The 12,528-nt window shown below is 60.8% G+C and carries 10 protein-coding genes; all 10 read right to left on the bottom strand.

The genetic code is table 11. From position 1 onward, the window contains the following. Window positions 1-131: 131 nt before the first annotated feature. Window positions 132-857: a TetR/AcrR family transcriptional regulator gene (locus ABJ99_RS19995; RefSeq protein WP_054087285.1), complete on the bottom strand. Its 726-nt coding sequence runs from the start codon at window positions 855-857 to the stop codon at window positions 132-134. Between the two features lie 76 nt (window positions 858-933). Further along, window positions 934-2,436, bottom strand: coding sequence for a lysine--tRNA ligase (lysS, locus tag ABJ99_RS19990; RefSeq protein WP_054087284.1), 1,503 nt, complete (start codon window positions 2,434-2,436; stop codon window positions 934-936). A gap of 69 nt (window positions 2,437-2,505) precedes the next feature. Further along, window positions 2,506-3,601, bottom strand: a protein-coding gene (prfB, locus tag ABJ99_RS19985; protein WP_096059895.1) for a peptide chain release factor 2 whose coding sequence is annotated in 2 segments (ribosomal slippage) — window positions 2,506-3,528 and window positions 3,530-3,601 — 1,095 coding nt in all. Because the reading frame shifts where the segments join, the coding sequence is not laid out codon by codon here. A gap of 117 nt (window positions 3,602-3,718) precedes the next feature. Beyond that, window positions 3,719-4,723, bottom strand: coding sequence for a response regulator (locus ABJ99_RS19980; protein ID WP_054087283.1), 1,005 nt, complete (start codon window positions 4,721-4,723; stop codon window positions 3,719-3,721). A gap of 45 nt (window positions 4,724-4,768) precedes the next feature. After that, a complete protein-coding gene (gene cheB / locus ABJ99_RS19975; protein ID WP_054087282.1) occupies window positions 4,769-5,779 on the bottom strand; it encodes a chemotaxis response regulator protein-glutamate methylesterase in 1,011 nt (336 codons plus the stop codon). After that, window positions 5,776-8,124: a hybrid sensor histidine kinase/response regulator gene (locus ABJ99_RS19970; protein WP_054087281.1), complete on the bottom strand. Its 2,349-nt coding sequence runs from the start codon at window positions 8,122-8,124 to the stop codon at window positions 5,776-5,778. Before ABJ99_RS19970 ends, cheB begins: the two co-directional genes overlap by 4 nt. Continuing rightward, window positions 8,121-8,810, bottom strand: a complete 690-nt coding sequence (locus ABJ99_RS19965; RefSeq protein ID WP_054087280.1) for a chemotaxis protein CheW — start codon at window positions 8,808-8,810, stop codon at window positions 8,121-8,123. Before ABJ99_RS19965 ends, ABJ99_RS19970 begins: the two co-directional genes overlap by 4 nt. After that, the gene (locus ABJ99_RS19960) at window positions 8,810-10,081 is read right to left on the bottom strand and encodes a CheR family methyltransferase (RefSeq protein ID WP_054087279.1); all 1,272 of its coding nucleotides are present in this window, start codon (window positions 10,079-10,081) and stop codon (window positions 8,810-8,812) included. Before ABJ99_RS19960 ends, ABJ99_RS19965 begins: the two co-directional genes overlap by 1 nt. Continuing rightward, on the bottom strand, window positions 10,078-10,614 hold the full coding sequence (locus tag ABJ99_RS19955) for a chemotaxis protein CheW (protein WP_054087278.1): 537 nt from the start codon (window positions 10,612-10,614) through the stop codon (window positions 10,078-10,080). The genes ABJ99_RS19960 and ABJ99_RS19955 overlap by 4 nt, the downstream gene beginning before the upstream one ends. A gap of 9 nt (window positions 10,615-10,623) precedes the next feature. Further along, window positions 10,624-12,246, bottom strand: a complete 1,623-nt coding sequence (locus ABJ99_RS19950; RefSeq protein WP_054087369.1) for a methyl-accepting chemotaxis protein — start codon at window positions 12,244-12,246, stop codon at window positions 10,624-10,626. Window positions 12,247-12,528: the final 282 nt, after the last annotated feature.

Below are 12,528 nucleotides of genomic sequence, written 5' to 3'. Positions count from 1 at the left end.
CACCACTAGGGTCTGCTCCCGTTTCATCGCGAGCCGCGATGAAACGGGAACAGACCCTATGAAAGTATCGGAATCGGCCGGATCGTCAAGGTAATCAGCGCCTTATCTCCTGCAATCGCGAGAGTAGCATCCTACTCTCGTAACGGCTGAGGAGTGCCCAGCACCAGGCGCAACTGACGCATGAGAATACAGAGCATTTCCTCGTCTGCCTGACGCTCGGGCCCACGCAGCAGGCCTTGGTACTCCATGCGGCGGATGAGCCCGGTCAACACTTGAGCATCCTGATGTGGCTGCAGCGAGCCGATCACCTGGAAAAACTGACAACTGCCCTGCAACAGAATTTCCTGATGGGCCATCACCAGTGGCGTCAGACGCGGGTTGATCAACGCCTCGTGGTAGAACGCCTGTTCGGCAATCAGGTAGTCACGGCGGGTCAGCAACTGGTGCCGAAGATACTCCATCACCATACGCGCGATGTCGTCGGCCAGTCGAAAGCGGTCAGTCGGACTGCCGGAACTGCGGCTCATCATGTCGCGCAGGATGACTTCGGTGTTCTGCCAGAGCGTGGACAGGTAATCGGCACTGCGCTGCACGTACTGGGCGAAGGCATCGGTCAGCAGGTCATTGATGTCCTTGAAATAGTAGGTGGTCGCCGACAGCGGCACCCCCGCTTCGGTGGCCACTGCACGGTGGCGCACAGCCCGTACACCGTCACGCACCACGATGCGCATGGCGGCATCCAGAATCACTTGCCTGCGCTGCTCACTGCCCTGGCGGGCGGTCTTGCGCCCCTGGTACTTGATACTTTTGGCTACGGCGCTTGCTACGCTGGCAGCGCCTTCTCTGGCAATCGTCAAAACAGCTTCCTTTTGAGTCGTCTTGAAAAAACCTTAAAAAAAAGCCGCCCATCGAAGGCGGCTGTTTTGGTACTGATTACGCTTGTGGGCGCATGTGCGGGAAGAGAATCACATCCCGGATCGACGGTGAGTTGGTGAGCAGCATCACCAGGCGATCGATACCGATCCCCTCACCCGCCGTTGGCGGCATGCCGTATTCCAGCGCACGCACGAAATCGGCGTCGTAGTGCATGGCTTCGTCATCACCGGCATCCTTGTCGGCCACTTGTGCCTGGAAGCGTTCGGCCTGGTCTTCAGCGTCATTGAGCTCGGAATAGGCGTTGGCAATTTCGCGGCCGCCGATGAACAACTCGAAACGGTCGGTAACACTCGGGTTGTCATCGTTGCGACGTGCCAGCGGCGACACTTCGAACGGGTACTGAGTGATGAAGTGCGGCTGCTCCAGCTTGTGCTCGACCAGCTCTTCGAAAATCATCACCTGCAGCTTGCCCAGACCTTCGAAGCCCAGCACTTTCGCGCCGGCTTTTTTGGCGATGGCGCGAGCCTTGTCGACATCCTGCAGATCGGCAGCGGTCAGCTCGGGGTTGTACTTGAGGATCGAATCGAACACCGAGAGGCGCACGAACGGCTCGCCGAAGTGGAACACCTTGTCGCCGTAAGGCACGTCGGTGCTGCCCAGAACCAGCTGCGCCAGCTCACGGAACAGTTCCTCGGTGAGGTCCATGTTGTCTTCGTAATCTGCGTAAGCCTGGTAAAACTCGAGCATGGTGAACTCGGGGTTGTGCCGGGTCGAAACGCCTTCGTTACGGAAGTTGCGGTTGATCTCGAAAACCTTTTCGAAGCCGCCGACCACCAGGCGCTTGAGGTACAGCTCCGGCGCAATACGCAGGAACATTTCCATGTCCAGCGCGTTGTGGTGGGTTTCGAACGGTTTGGCCGCTGCGCCGCCGGGAATGGTCTGCAACATCGGCGTTTCGACTTCAAGGAAGTCGCGCTTCATCAGAAAGCTGCGGATGTGAGCAATGACCTGCGAGCGCACGCGGAAGGTTTCACGCACGTCTTCGTTGACAATCAGGTCGACATAACGCTGACGGTAGCGCTGTTCGGTGTCGGTCAGGCCGTGATGCTTGTCCGGCAGCGGGCGCAGCGATTTGGTCAGCAGGCGCACGCTGGTCATTTCGACGTACAGGTCGCCCTTGCCGGAACGCGCTAGCGTACCTTCGGCAGCAATGATGTCACCCAGGTCCCAGGTTTTTACCTCGGCCAGGGTTTCTTCAGGCAGGGTCTTGCGGTTGACGTACACCTGGATGCGCCCGGTCATGTCCTGAATGACCATGAACGAGCCGCGGTTGAGCATGATACGACCGGCAACCTTGACCGGAATCGCTGCTTCTGCCAGTTCTTCCTTGGTCTTGTCGACGTACTGTTTCTGCAAGTCGTTGCAGTAGCTGTCGCGGCGGAAGTCGTTGGGGAAGGCCTGACCCTTGGCACGGCCGGCAGCAAGCTTTTCCTTGCGCAGGGCGATCAGGGTGTTTTCTTCCTGTTGCAGGGCTTGCGGGTCGAGTTGTTGGTCGCTCATGTCTTTAGATATTCCATCACAGGTTCGCCCTCGCTTCGCGGCGAGGGGCTTGAGGTGTCGGCTGACGGTTTACAGCCCTTGCTTGAGACTTGCGATCAGGTATTCGTCGATATCGCCATCCAGCACCTTGTCGCAGTCGCTGCGTTCGATGTTGGTGCGCAGGTCCTTGATACGCGAGGCGTCCAGTACGTAGGAGCGAATCTGGTGACCCCAGCCAATGTCGGACTTGGTGTCTTCAAGCGCCTGGGACGCTGCGTTGCGCTTCTGCACTTCCTGCTCATACAAACGGGCCCGCAGCATTTTCATGGCGGTGTCCTTGTTCGCATGCTGGGAACGCTCGTTCTGGCAACTGACCACGGTGTTGGTCGGAACGTGGGTGATACGTACCGCCGAGTCGGTGGTGTTTACGTGCTGACCACCGGCCCCGGAGGAGCGGTAGGTGTCGATGCGCAGGTCCGACGGGTTGATGTCGATTTCGATGTTGTCATCGATTTCAGGCGACACGAACACGGCCGAGAACGACGTATGGCGACGGTTGCCGGAGTCGAACGGGCTCTTGCGCACCAGGCGGTGCACGCCGATCTCGGTACGCAACCAGCCAAAGGCGTATTCGCCCTTGATGTGCACGGTCGCGCCTTTGATACCGGCCACTTCACCGGCAGACAGTTCCATGATGGTGGCGTCGAAACCGCGCTTGTCAGCCCAGCGCAGGTACATGCGCAGCAGGATGTTGGCCCAGTCCTGCGCTTCGGTGCCGCCGGAACCGGCCTGGATGTCCAGATAGGCGTTGTTGGGGTCCATTTCGCCGCTGAACATGCGGCGAAACTCGAGTTTTTCCAGCGATGCACGCAGGCGCTCGACTTCGGCGGCGACGTCATCGACGGCAGCCTGGTCTTCTTCTTCGGCGGACATCAGCAGCAGGTCTTTGGCATCGACCAGCCCGGAGGACATTTCGTCCAGGGTTTCGACGATCTGCGCCAGCAGGGAACGCTCGCGCCCCAGCTCCTGGGCGTAGGCCGGGTTGTTCCAGACGTTCGGGTCTTCGAGCTCGCGGTTTACTTCGGTCAGACGATCATGTTTGTGATCGTAGTCAAAGATACCCCCGAATGGTTTCGGAGCGTTCGGACAAATCCTTGATGCTGTTTAGGATCGGGTTGATTTCCATGGTAGGCAGCACTCGCAGGCGAAATTTTCAAAGCCGACGAGTATACCCCAGGCGCGACAACGAAAGCAGCCTGTCGAACGGGCCTTGTGCAGCCTATTTTATCGGTGGCGCATTGCATCAGCCGACGGCTACCTGATTGCGCCCGTTGTTCTTGGCCAGATAGAGCCCTTTGTCGGCGTCAAGAATCAACTCGCGACTGGACATTTCCAGCTGCGGTGTCACGGTGGCAACGCCGATGCTGACGGTCAGGCTTGACCCGGCAGCCGGAGCAATATGCGGAATCTTCATGCCCGCCACACTCTGGCGCAGCTTTTCCGCCAGCAGGCGTGCGCCGCCCGGAGAAGTATTGGGCAGCACCATGGCGAACTCTTCCCCTCCGTAGCGCGCCGGCAGATCAGACGGACGGCTGCAACTGTTGCGAATCGCCTTGGCCACCTGGCGCAATGCTTCGTCGCCCTCCAGATGGCCGAAGTTATCGTTGTAGGCCTTGAAGTAGTCCACGTCGATCATCAGCATCGACAGCTGAGTCTGATCACGCACCGCCCTGCGCCATTCCAGTTCCAGATACTCGTCGAAATGACGACGGTTCGACAGCCCGGTCAGGCCGTCGGAGTTCATCAGGCGCTGCAAGACCAGATTGGTGTCGAGCAACTGTTGCTGACTGACCCGTAACGCGCGGTAGGCCTCATCACGCTGCAATAGCGTCATGTAAGAGCGCGAGTGGTAGCGAATGCGCGCGACCAGTTCGATGTTATCCGGCAGCTTGACCAGATAGTCATTGGCACCGGCCGTGAACGCCGCGCTCTTGATCAGCGGATCTTCCTTGGTGGAGAGCACGATGATCGGGATGTCTCGGGTCAGCGGGTTGCTGCGGTATTCACGCACCAGGGTCAGGCCGTCCAGGCCCGGCATCACCAGATCCTGGAGAATGACCGTCGGCTTGATCTGCACCGCCTGGGCAATCGCCTGATACGGATCGGCGCAGAAATGGAAGTCGATCGACTCGTGCCCTGCCAGACCGCGCCGGACTGCCTCGCCAATCATCGCCTGATCGTCAACCAGCAGCACCATCGCATTGTTTTCATCCGAGGCTTTGATGTCGTCCATTGGCACATCATGCATGAAATTTCTCCTGGTCTCCGACTGCCCGCTGGATCATCTCGGCAGTCATTGAATAAATACCTCGATCAAGCGAGGTGCAATGGCGGACAGCGTGCGAATTTCAACCGCGGCATCGATGTCGGCGGCGGCCTTGGGCATGCCGTACACCGCAGAGCTGGCCTGATCCTGAGCGATGGTCAGAAACCCCCGCTCTCGCATGGCCTTGAGCCCCTGCGCACCATCGCGGCCCATGCCGGTCAATAGCACACCTACCGCGTCGCCGCTCCAATAACGAGTCACGCTCTCGAAAAACACGTCAATCGAGGGCCTGTATATTTCATTCACCGGTTCCGCCGTATAAGCCAGCGTACCGTCTTTCAATAAGCGAATATGGTGATTGGTGCCCGCCAGCAGCACGACTCCAGGCTGTGGCGTTTCGCCCTCGCGGGCCAGCCGGACCGGCACGCCGGAAACCGAGCACAGCCAATCGGCCATGCCCGCGGCGAACACCTGATCGACATGCTGGACCAGCACGATGGCTGGCGAAAAACTCGCCGGCAAGCCTTTGAGCAGGATCTCCAGCGCCGCCGGACCGCCCGCAGAAGAACCGATGGCCACCAGACTGTCGCGTCTGGCGGTCTGACGCATCGGCGCCGCCACAACCTGCTCGCGGTTGCCGCGCTGGTCCATCAGCCATTCGATATTGAGCACCTTGCGCAGCAGCGGCATGGCAGCCTCTTTCGGGTTGGGACCGCCGATGGCCGGCGTATCCACCACGTCCAGGGCGCCGTGACCCATGGCCTCGAAAACGCGGCGCATGTTCTGCTCGCGGTCAACCGTGACGATGACGATGGCGCAGGGCGTTTCGGCCATGATCCGGCGCGTGGCTTCCACGCCGTCCATCACCGGCATGATCAGGTCCATGAGGATCAGGTCCGGCGTCTGCTCCATGCAGCGCTGTACCGCTTCGGCACCGTTGGCCGCCACCCAGATGATCTTGTGTGCAGGCTCGAAGGCCAGCGCCCGACGCAAGGCCTCGATCGCCATGGGCATATCGTTGACGATGGCAATCTTCATCCTTGCGCGTCTCCAATGAGTTCGACGACCGCGTCGAGCAAGGCATCATCATGAAAACTGGCCTTGGCCAGATAATAGTCGGCTCCGGCGTCCAGGCCACGACGTCTGTCTTCTTCGCGATCCTTGTAGGAAACGACCATCACCGGCAACGACTGCAAACGTGTATCGCGGCGTAACAGCGTCACCAGTTCGATACCGTCCATGCGCGGCATGTCGATGTCGGTGATCAGCAGGTCGAAGTCTTCGGCACGCAAGGCATTCCAGCCATCCATACCGTCCACGGCCACCGCCACTTCATAGCCACGACCCACCAGCAACTTGCGTTCGAGCTCGCGCACGGTCAGCGAGTCATCGACCACCAGGACGCGTTTGCGCGTCACTTGATCCACTTGGCGGTGACGCCGGTCGATGCGTTCGAGGCGCCCGGTGTTGAGCAGTTTTTCCACCGAGCGCAGCATGTCTTCGACGTCGATGATCAGTACCACCGACCCGTCATCGAGCAGCGCGCCCGCCGAGACATCCTGAACCTTGCCCAAACGCGCATCCAGCGGCATGACCACCAGCGTGCGCTCACCGATGAAGCGCTCGACGGCGACCCCGTAAACAGCGTCGCGTTCGCGGATCACCACCACCTTGAGCGCTTCTCCGGCATTCTGCGCAGGCGGACGATTCAATAACTGGCTGGCCGAAACCAGGCCGACATGACGTTCTTCGTCCCAGAAATGCTGACGCCCTTCAAGCTGCACGATTTCATCGGGCTGCAAGTCGCGCATGCGTTCAATGTGGGCCAACGGGAAAGCGTAGGCTTCGCCGCCGACCTCGACGACCAGGCTGCGCACCACGGAAAGCGTCAAGGGCATTTCAATCCTGAAACGACTGCCCTCGCCCGCCCATTGCTGCAATTCAACGCCACCGTGCATCTGGCGAACCATATGCTGCACGGCGTCCAGACCAACGCCACGCCCGGAAATCTGCGTGACCTTGTCACGCATGCTGAAGCCCGGCAGGAACAGAAAGCTCAGCAGCTCTTCTTCGCTCAACTGCTCGGCCGTTTCCACCGGGGAGAGCTTGCGCTCCACTATGTTTTGCCGCAGACGATCCAGGTCCACGCCGCCGCCGTCATCGCTCAGCTCGACCACCAGCAAGCCGGCCTGATGCGAGGCCTGCAAGCGAATCAAGCCTTCGGGGGCCTTGCCCGCCGCGATTCGCCGCTCCGGCGATTCGATACCGTGATCGACGGCATTACGCAGCAGATGGGTCAACGGCGCTTCGAGCTTTTCCAGCACATCGCGGTCGACCTGGGTCTTCTCGCCTTCGATCTGCAACCGGACCTGTTTGCCCAGTTCGCGCCCCAGATCGCGCACCATCCGCGCCTGACCGTTCAACACGTCTGCGAAAGGCCGCATGCGGCAAGCCAGCGCCGTGTCATATAGCAATTGCGCGCGTTGCGCCGACTGCCAGCCAAATTCATCCAGCTCGGCAGTCTGCTGCACCAGCACCTGCTGCGCCTGGAACAACAGATTGCGCGCGTCTTCCAGGGCTTTCTGCACATCGGTTGGCGGACCTGCCTCGCCGAAACTCGCACCCAGCACCTCCAGCGCGCGGTCGCTGCTGCTCTGCAAACGCTTGAGCCGTTGCATGCCGGCCAGCAGCGGCTTGAGCCGCTGCGTCTCGACCAGTGATTTGCTGGACATGTCGAGCAGACCGTTCAAACGCTCGGCGGTGACCCGCAGCACGCGTTCGCCGCCTTCGCTGACTCGACGTTCACGCAGCGGCGAGAACGGTGCTTCCGGCTCGGGTGCAGCGGCGGTTGCCGGAGCGGCGGGCGACGGCGCGGGATCGGCAAGCGGCGGCGCAGCGGGCGACGAGCCGAGCTGCTGCATCGCAATGGCCAGTAACGGGTCCATTGGTGGCTCTGCCAACGGCGTAACCACCGTGCGCGCAGCACCGGCACCGGAGGCCAGCAACGCGTTGAGCCTTTCAACGTAAGCGTCGATGTCGGCCTGAGTCACGCTGGCACCACCCGGCGTGGCAATGCGCATCAACAGGTCTGTGCCGGACAGCAGCGCATCGATGTGCTCGGGCTGCAACAACAGACGCCCTTCCTGAGCGCTGACCAGGCAATCTTCCATGACATGCGCCACGCTGACGCCGAAATCGACGCCAACAATTCGCGCCGCGCCCTTGAGCGAGTGCGCCGCACGCATGCAGGCTTCCAGTTGATCCGCCTGAGTCGGGTTGCGCTCCAGCGCCAGCAGACCGGCACTCAGCACCTGAGTCTGCGCATCGGCCTCCAGCGTGAACAGTTCGAACAGCGAGGCATCACGCATCTGATCGGGTGTCATGTAAGGCTCCGGTGAACCGCCGACAACAACTGATCTTCGTCCAGCCAGCGCAGGCTGCGACCCTGCCATTGCAGAACGCCGCGTGTGAAGCGCGCATTGGCGTGCGTACCGGAAGCCGAAGCTGCCTCCAGCTCACGTTCGTCGATGGCATGGATGCCATCGACTTCATCGACCGGCACCACCACCGGTCCGCCTTCGGCCGCGACGATCAGCATGCGCGGTACAACCCGCGAAGACGGGGAAGGCGCAGCATGGCTGTCGAGGCCCAGCAATTCGACCAGCGAGATGCACGCCACCAGCGCGCCGCGCACGTTAGCGACACCGAGCATGGCACGCGAGCGCTGATGGGGCAGCGAGTGGATAGTCTGGTGCAGTGCGACTTCCGAAAGGCAGCGGGAAACCAGCCCCAGCCACTCATCACCGAGACGAAACACCAGAATCGAACGGATCTTGATATCGCGTTGCAACGCCGAGCCCTGAAACTGCTCGTGATGTTCCTGAGCCAGCGCGTAGCGATCCAGCAGGCGCGTGGCCGCAGCGGAATACACAGCACAGTTGCGGCAGTGGATGTGGTCTGCCAGCAAGGGACAGGAACGGTCGCCGTGAATGCCGATACGGTTCCAGCAGTCGTCGATGTCCTGAGCTTGATCATGGGTAAGGCTGGAAAAACCGGACGGGCCCGTCATCAATGGTTTCCTTGTTTATTCGTGCCGCGCGCGGCCCGGTCCTGCAAACGCCGGGCCCCGGCAGTGTCGCCCTGCGCAGCCAGCAACGCCGCCAGTTGCGCCAGCGATTCGCGGTGCTGCGGTTGCAGGTACAACGCCTTGCGATAAAAACCCTGGGCCTGAGCGACACTGCCCGCCACTTCACTGAGCAGGCCCAGCCAGTAGAACACTTGGGCAACGGGCTCATGCTGTTGCAGATAGCGCTCGCACGCAGCCCGCGCTGCAGCGCTGTTGCCCTCGTTGGCAAGGTTCGCGATGCTGTCGAGCAGCGCCGCTGCTGCATCGTTGCCGACCCCGGCCGGTTTGACGCTGGGGGCGAACGCGGCGGAGGTGCGTCCGGCGGGTCGCGGCGCGGGTGCCCGTGCCGGGACGTCGGGCGTCGGACGTGCAGCCTTGGCGGCCTCGGACGCGCGGGCCGGTGCCGGGGCGGTCTGCTCCTGCGGTGCGTGGCTGAAGGCGAACGACTGTGCGATACCAATCGGGCGCATGCCGATGCCCGCCAGCAGATTGCCCTCGGCCGGACCGATGAACAGCAGGCCGTCTTGCCGGGTCAGTTGCTTGAGAACCCGAAACACCCGCTGCTGGGTCTGCTGATCGAAATAGATCACCAGATTGCGACAAAAAACGATGTCGTAGGCCACCTCAGCGGCCAGTTTTGGATCAAGCAGGTTGCCGGACTGAAAGTTCACGCAGGCGCGTATTCGCTCGGATACTTCAAAGCCTTCCGGCACAGGGCTGAAATAGCGCTCGCGAAACCCCAGTTCGTCGCCCCTGAACGAGTTCTTGCCATAAATGCCACGCTCGGCTTTGGCAATCGACACCGGGCTGATATCGATGGCTTCGACCTTGAACTGTCGGGCATCGACGCCAGCATCGAACAACGCCATGACCATCGAGTAGGGTTCTTCGCCGGTCGAGCACGGCAGGCTGAGAATCCGCAGTGGGCGCACACCGGCAAGATTGGCCACGCGCTCACGGGCCAGCTTGCCCAGCGTCGCGAACGACTCCGGGTAGCGGAAAAAAGAGGTTTCCGGAACAATCACCGCCTCGATCAGCGCCTGCTGTTCCTGGGGTGATGTCACCAGCAGTTGCCAATAGCCGTCGCGGTCCGCACAACCGACCGTGGCAGCACGCTGACGCAGGGCGCGTTCGATGATCGCTTCGCCGACAGAAGTCACATCGAGCCCGATACGGTCCTTGAGAAAGCTGAAAAAGCGCGCGTCATCGCTCATGGCGCGTCCTCGAGCAGCTCAAGGCTGATCGGCGTCGCTGGAAACAGCAGTTCGCGGACCGGCTCGCTCAGCAGTTCGCGAACGTGAATCCATTGCAGCAGCCCCTGCTCATCCTCGCGGACAGGACCGAGGTAAGGGGCCAGGCGATTATCCAGACCATATTCCTTGAACTCGGACGCCGGGCAACGCAGGGTTTCGGTTGCCTGCTCCAGAATCAGCCCCAGCAGCGGCGCCGGATGCAGGTCGTCGTGCCGATAATGCACCAGCACCATGCGCGTGCTGGTTCGTGCCCGCGCTGGCTGGCCGGAATTCAAGGCACTGATATCGATCACCGGCACGATTTCGCCACGGTGCGAAAAAATACCCGCCACCCAATGCGGCGCCCGGGCGATGGTCTTGAGCTTCACCCGTGGCAGGATCTCGGCAATCTCGGTCGCTTCCAGGGCATAGCGATCTTCACCGATGCAAAACAGCAGGAAAAGCTTGTTGGCGATGACTGACGAATCGACGCGCCGTGGCGATGGCTCCTTCATGGTCCGGACTCAGACTTTGAAGCGCGATACGCCACTGCGCAAGCCGACCGCTACCTGACTCAACTCGTCGATGGCGAAACTGGCTTGACGCAGTGAGTCGACGGTCTGGCTGCTGGCATCGGCCAGTTGCACCAGCGCCTGATTGATCTGCTCGGCACCGGTGGCCTGCGCCTGCATGCCTTCGTTGACCATCAGCACGCGTGGAGCCAGGGCCTGAACCTGATGAATGATCTGCGACAGCTGCTCACCGACCTGAGTGACTTCGAACATGCCTCGGCGAACTTCTTCGGAAAACTTGTCCATGCCCATGACACCCGCCGAAACCGCCGACTGGATCTCGCGCACCATCTGTTCAATGTCGTACGTGGCAACCGCCGTCTGGTCGGCCAGGCGCCGCACCTCGGTCGCCACCACCGCGAACCCGCGTCCGTACTCGCCGGCCTTTTCCGCCTCGATGGCAGCGTTCAACGACAGCAGATTGGTCTGGTCGGCCACCTTGACGATGGTCACCACCACCTGATTGATGTTGCCGGCCTTCTCATTGAGGATCGCCAGTTTGGCGTTGACCAGATTGGCCGCGCCCATCACCTGATGCATGGTGTCTTCCATGCGCGCCAGCCCCTGTTGACCGGAGCCCGCAAGAATCGACGCCTGATCGGCCGCCGAAGTGACCTCGGTCATGGTGCGCACCAGATCACGCGAGGTCGCAGCAATTTCCCGTGACGTCGCACCGATTTCGGTGGTGGTCGCAGCGGTCTCGGTGGCGGTGGCCTGTTGCTGGCGCGAGGTGGCCGCGATTTCCGTGACCGAGGTGGTGACCTGCACCGAAGACCGCTGGGCCTGTGCCACCAACGCGACCAGTTCGGTCATCATGTCGTTGAAGCCGGTTTCAACCGTGTTGAACTCATCCTTGCGGGCCAGGTTAAGGCGCGTGCTCAGATCGCCGGTGCGCATGGTGTCGAGAATGCGCACGATGAGCTGCATCGGCGACATGATCGAGCGCATCATAAGCAGACCGCAGGCGGTGGAGGCCATGATCGCGACCAGCAAGGACACGATCATGCTGATTTTGGCGGCCAGTACCGCATTGACGATATTGTTGGTCGCCTCATCGGCCAGCTTTTTATTCATGACAATGACGTCGTTGAGCTGCTTGCGGCCCGCAAGCCATACAGGGTTGACCTCGCCAAAGAACTCGGCCCGTGCGTTCGCATAGTCGCCGCGATCGTATTGGGCAAGCACTTCATTGAGCATGCGGGAATAGGCTTCGCGGCGCTTTTCGAAGACTGCAAAGCTGTCCGCGTCTTGCTTGTCGAAAATGGATTTCTTGTAGCCATCCATCTGCGCTTGAAGGTTCTCGTCAAACCCCTGGTACTGGTCTTTTTCCTGCTTGGTCAGCGGACGTGCCGCGCCTTCGGCGATCAATTCCAGCGTGCGGATATAGCTTTCGCCCCATGCGCTGCGCACCAGCGTACTGTAGTAAACGCCGGGTAGCGCATCGAAGCGGACTTGCTCTTCACTGGACTCGATTGACAGCAGCCGCGAGTAAGACACAACCACCATCAACAGCATGATGGCAATGATGACGGCAAAGCTCGCCAGAATCCGTTGGCGCAAGGTCCAGTTCTTCACAGTCATCCCTCAAGAATTCAACGACGGCGTCAGCCGTGTTCAAGATGCAGACCGACGAACGGTCCAGGCGGCGTGAGTATAGCCCAGCCTGCAGAGGCCGGGCGGGCAAGACGAGAATCAGCTCGTCAGGCCTTTTAATCGCACCCTTCAATTATTTTCGGCCACAGCCCGTACTACTTGAGCGCCATGTGTAACGAATAAGCAGGTACATAAATAGTTAGCGCTTGCCGGGTGAATCTCGGACGTAAGCTTCGTCGCCTCTTCACTAACGACAAGGCACTT

It is taken from the genome of Pseudomonas syringae pv. cilantro (assembly GCF_001293775.1).
GTDB classification, from domain to species: domain Bacteria; phylum Pseudomonadota; class Gammaproteobacteria; order Pseudomonadales; family Pseudomonadaceae; genus Aquipseudomonas; species Aquipseudomonas syringae_P.
Note: the sequence above shows the minus strand (reverse complement) of the source record. Positions and strands in the feature narration are given on the sequence as shown.

What these genes read in the sequence shown, in the direction of transcription:
- lysS (WP_054087284.1), bottom strand. Translation starts at nt 2,436, where the DNA reads ATGAGCGACCAACAACTCGACCCGCAAGCCCTGCAACAGGAAGAAAAC.
- ABJ99_RS19980 (WP_054087283.1), bottom strand. Translation starts at nt 4,723, where the DNA reads ATGCATGATGTGCCAATGGACGACATCAAAGCCTCGGATGAAAACAAT.
- cheB (WP_054087282.1), bottom strand. Translation starts at nt 5,779, where the DNA reads ATGAAGATTGCCATCGTCAACGATATGCCCATGGCGATCGAGGCCTTG.
- ABJ99_RS19970 (WP_054087281.1), bottom strand. Translation starts at nt 8,124, where the DNA reads ATGACACCCGATCAGATGCGTGATGCCTCGCTGTTCGAACTGTTCACG.
- ABJ99_RS19965 (WP_054087280.1), bottom strand. Translation starts at nt 8,810, where the DNA reads ATGACGGGCCCGTCCGGTTTTTCCAGCCTTACCCATGATCAAGCTCAG.
- ABJ99_RS19960 (WP_054087279.1), bottom strand. Translation starts at nt 10,081, where the DNA reads ATGAGCGATGACGCGCGCTTTTTCAGCTTTCTCAAGGACCGTATCGGG.
- ABJ99_RS19955 (WP_054087278.1), bottom strand. Translation starts at nt 10,614, where the DNA reads ATGAAGGAGCCATCGCCACGGCGCGTCGATTCGTCAGTCATCGCCAAC.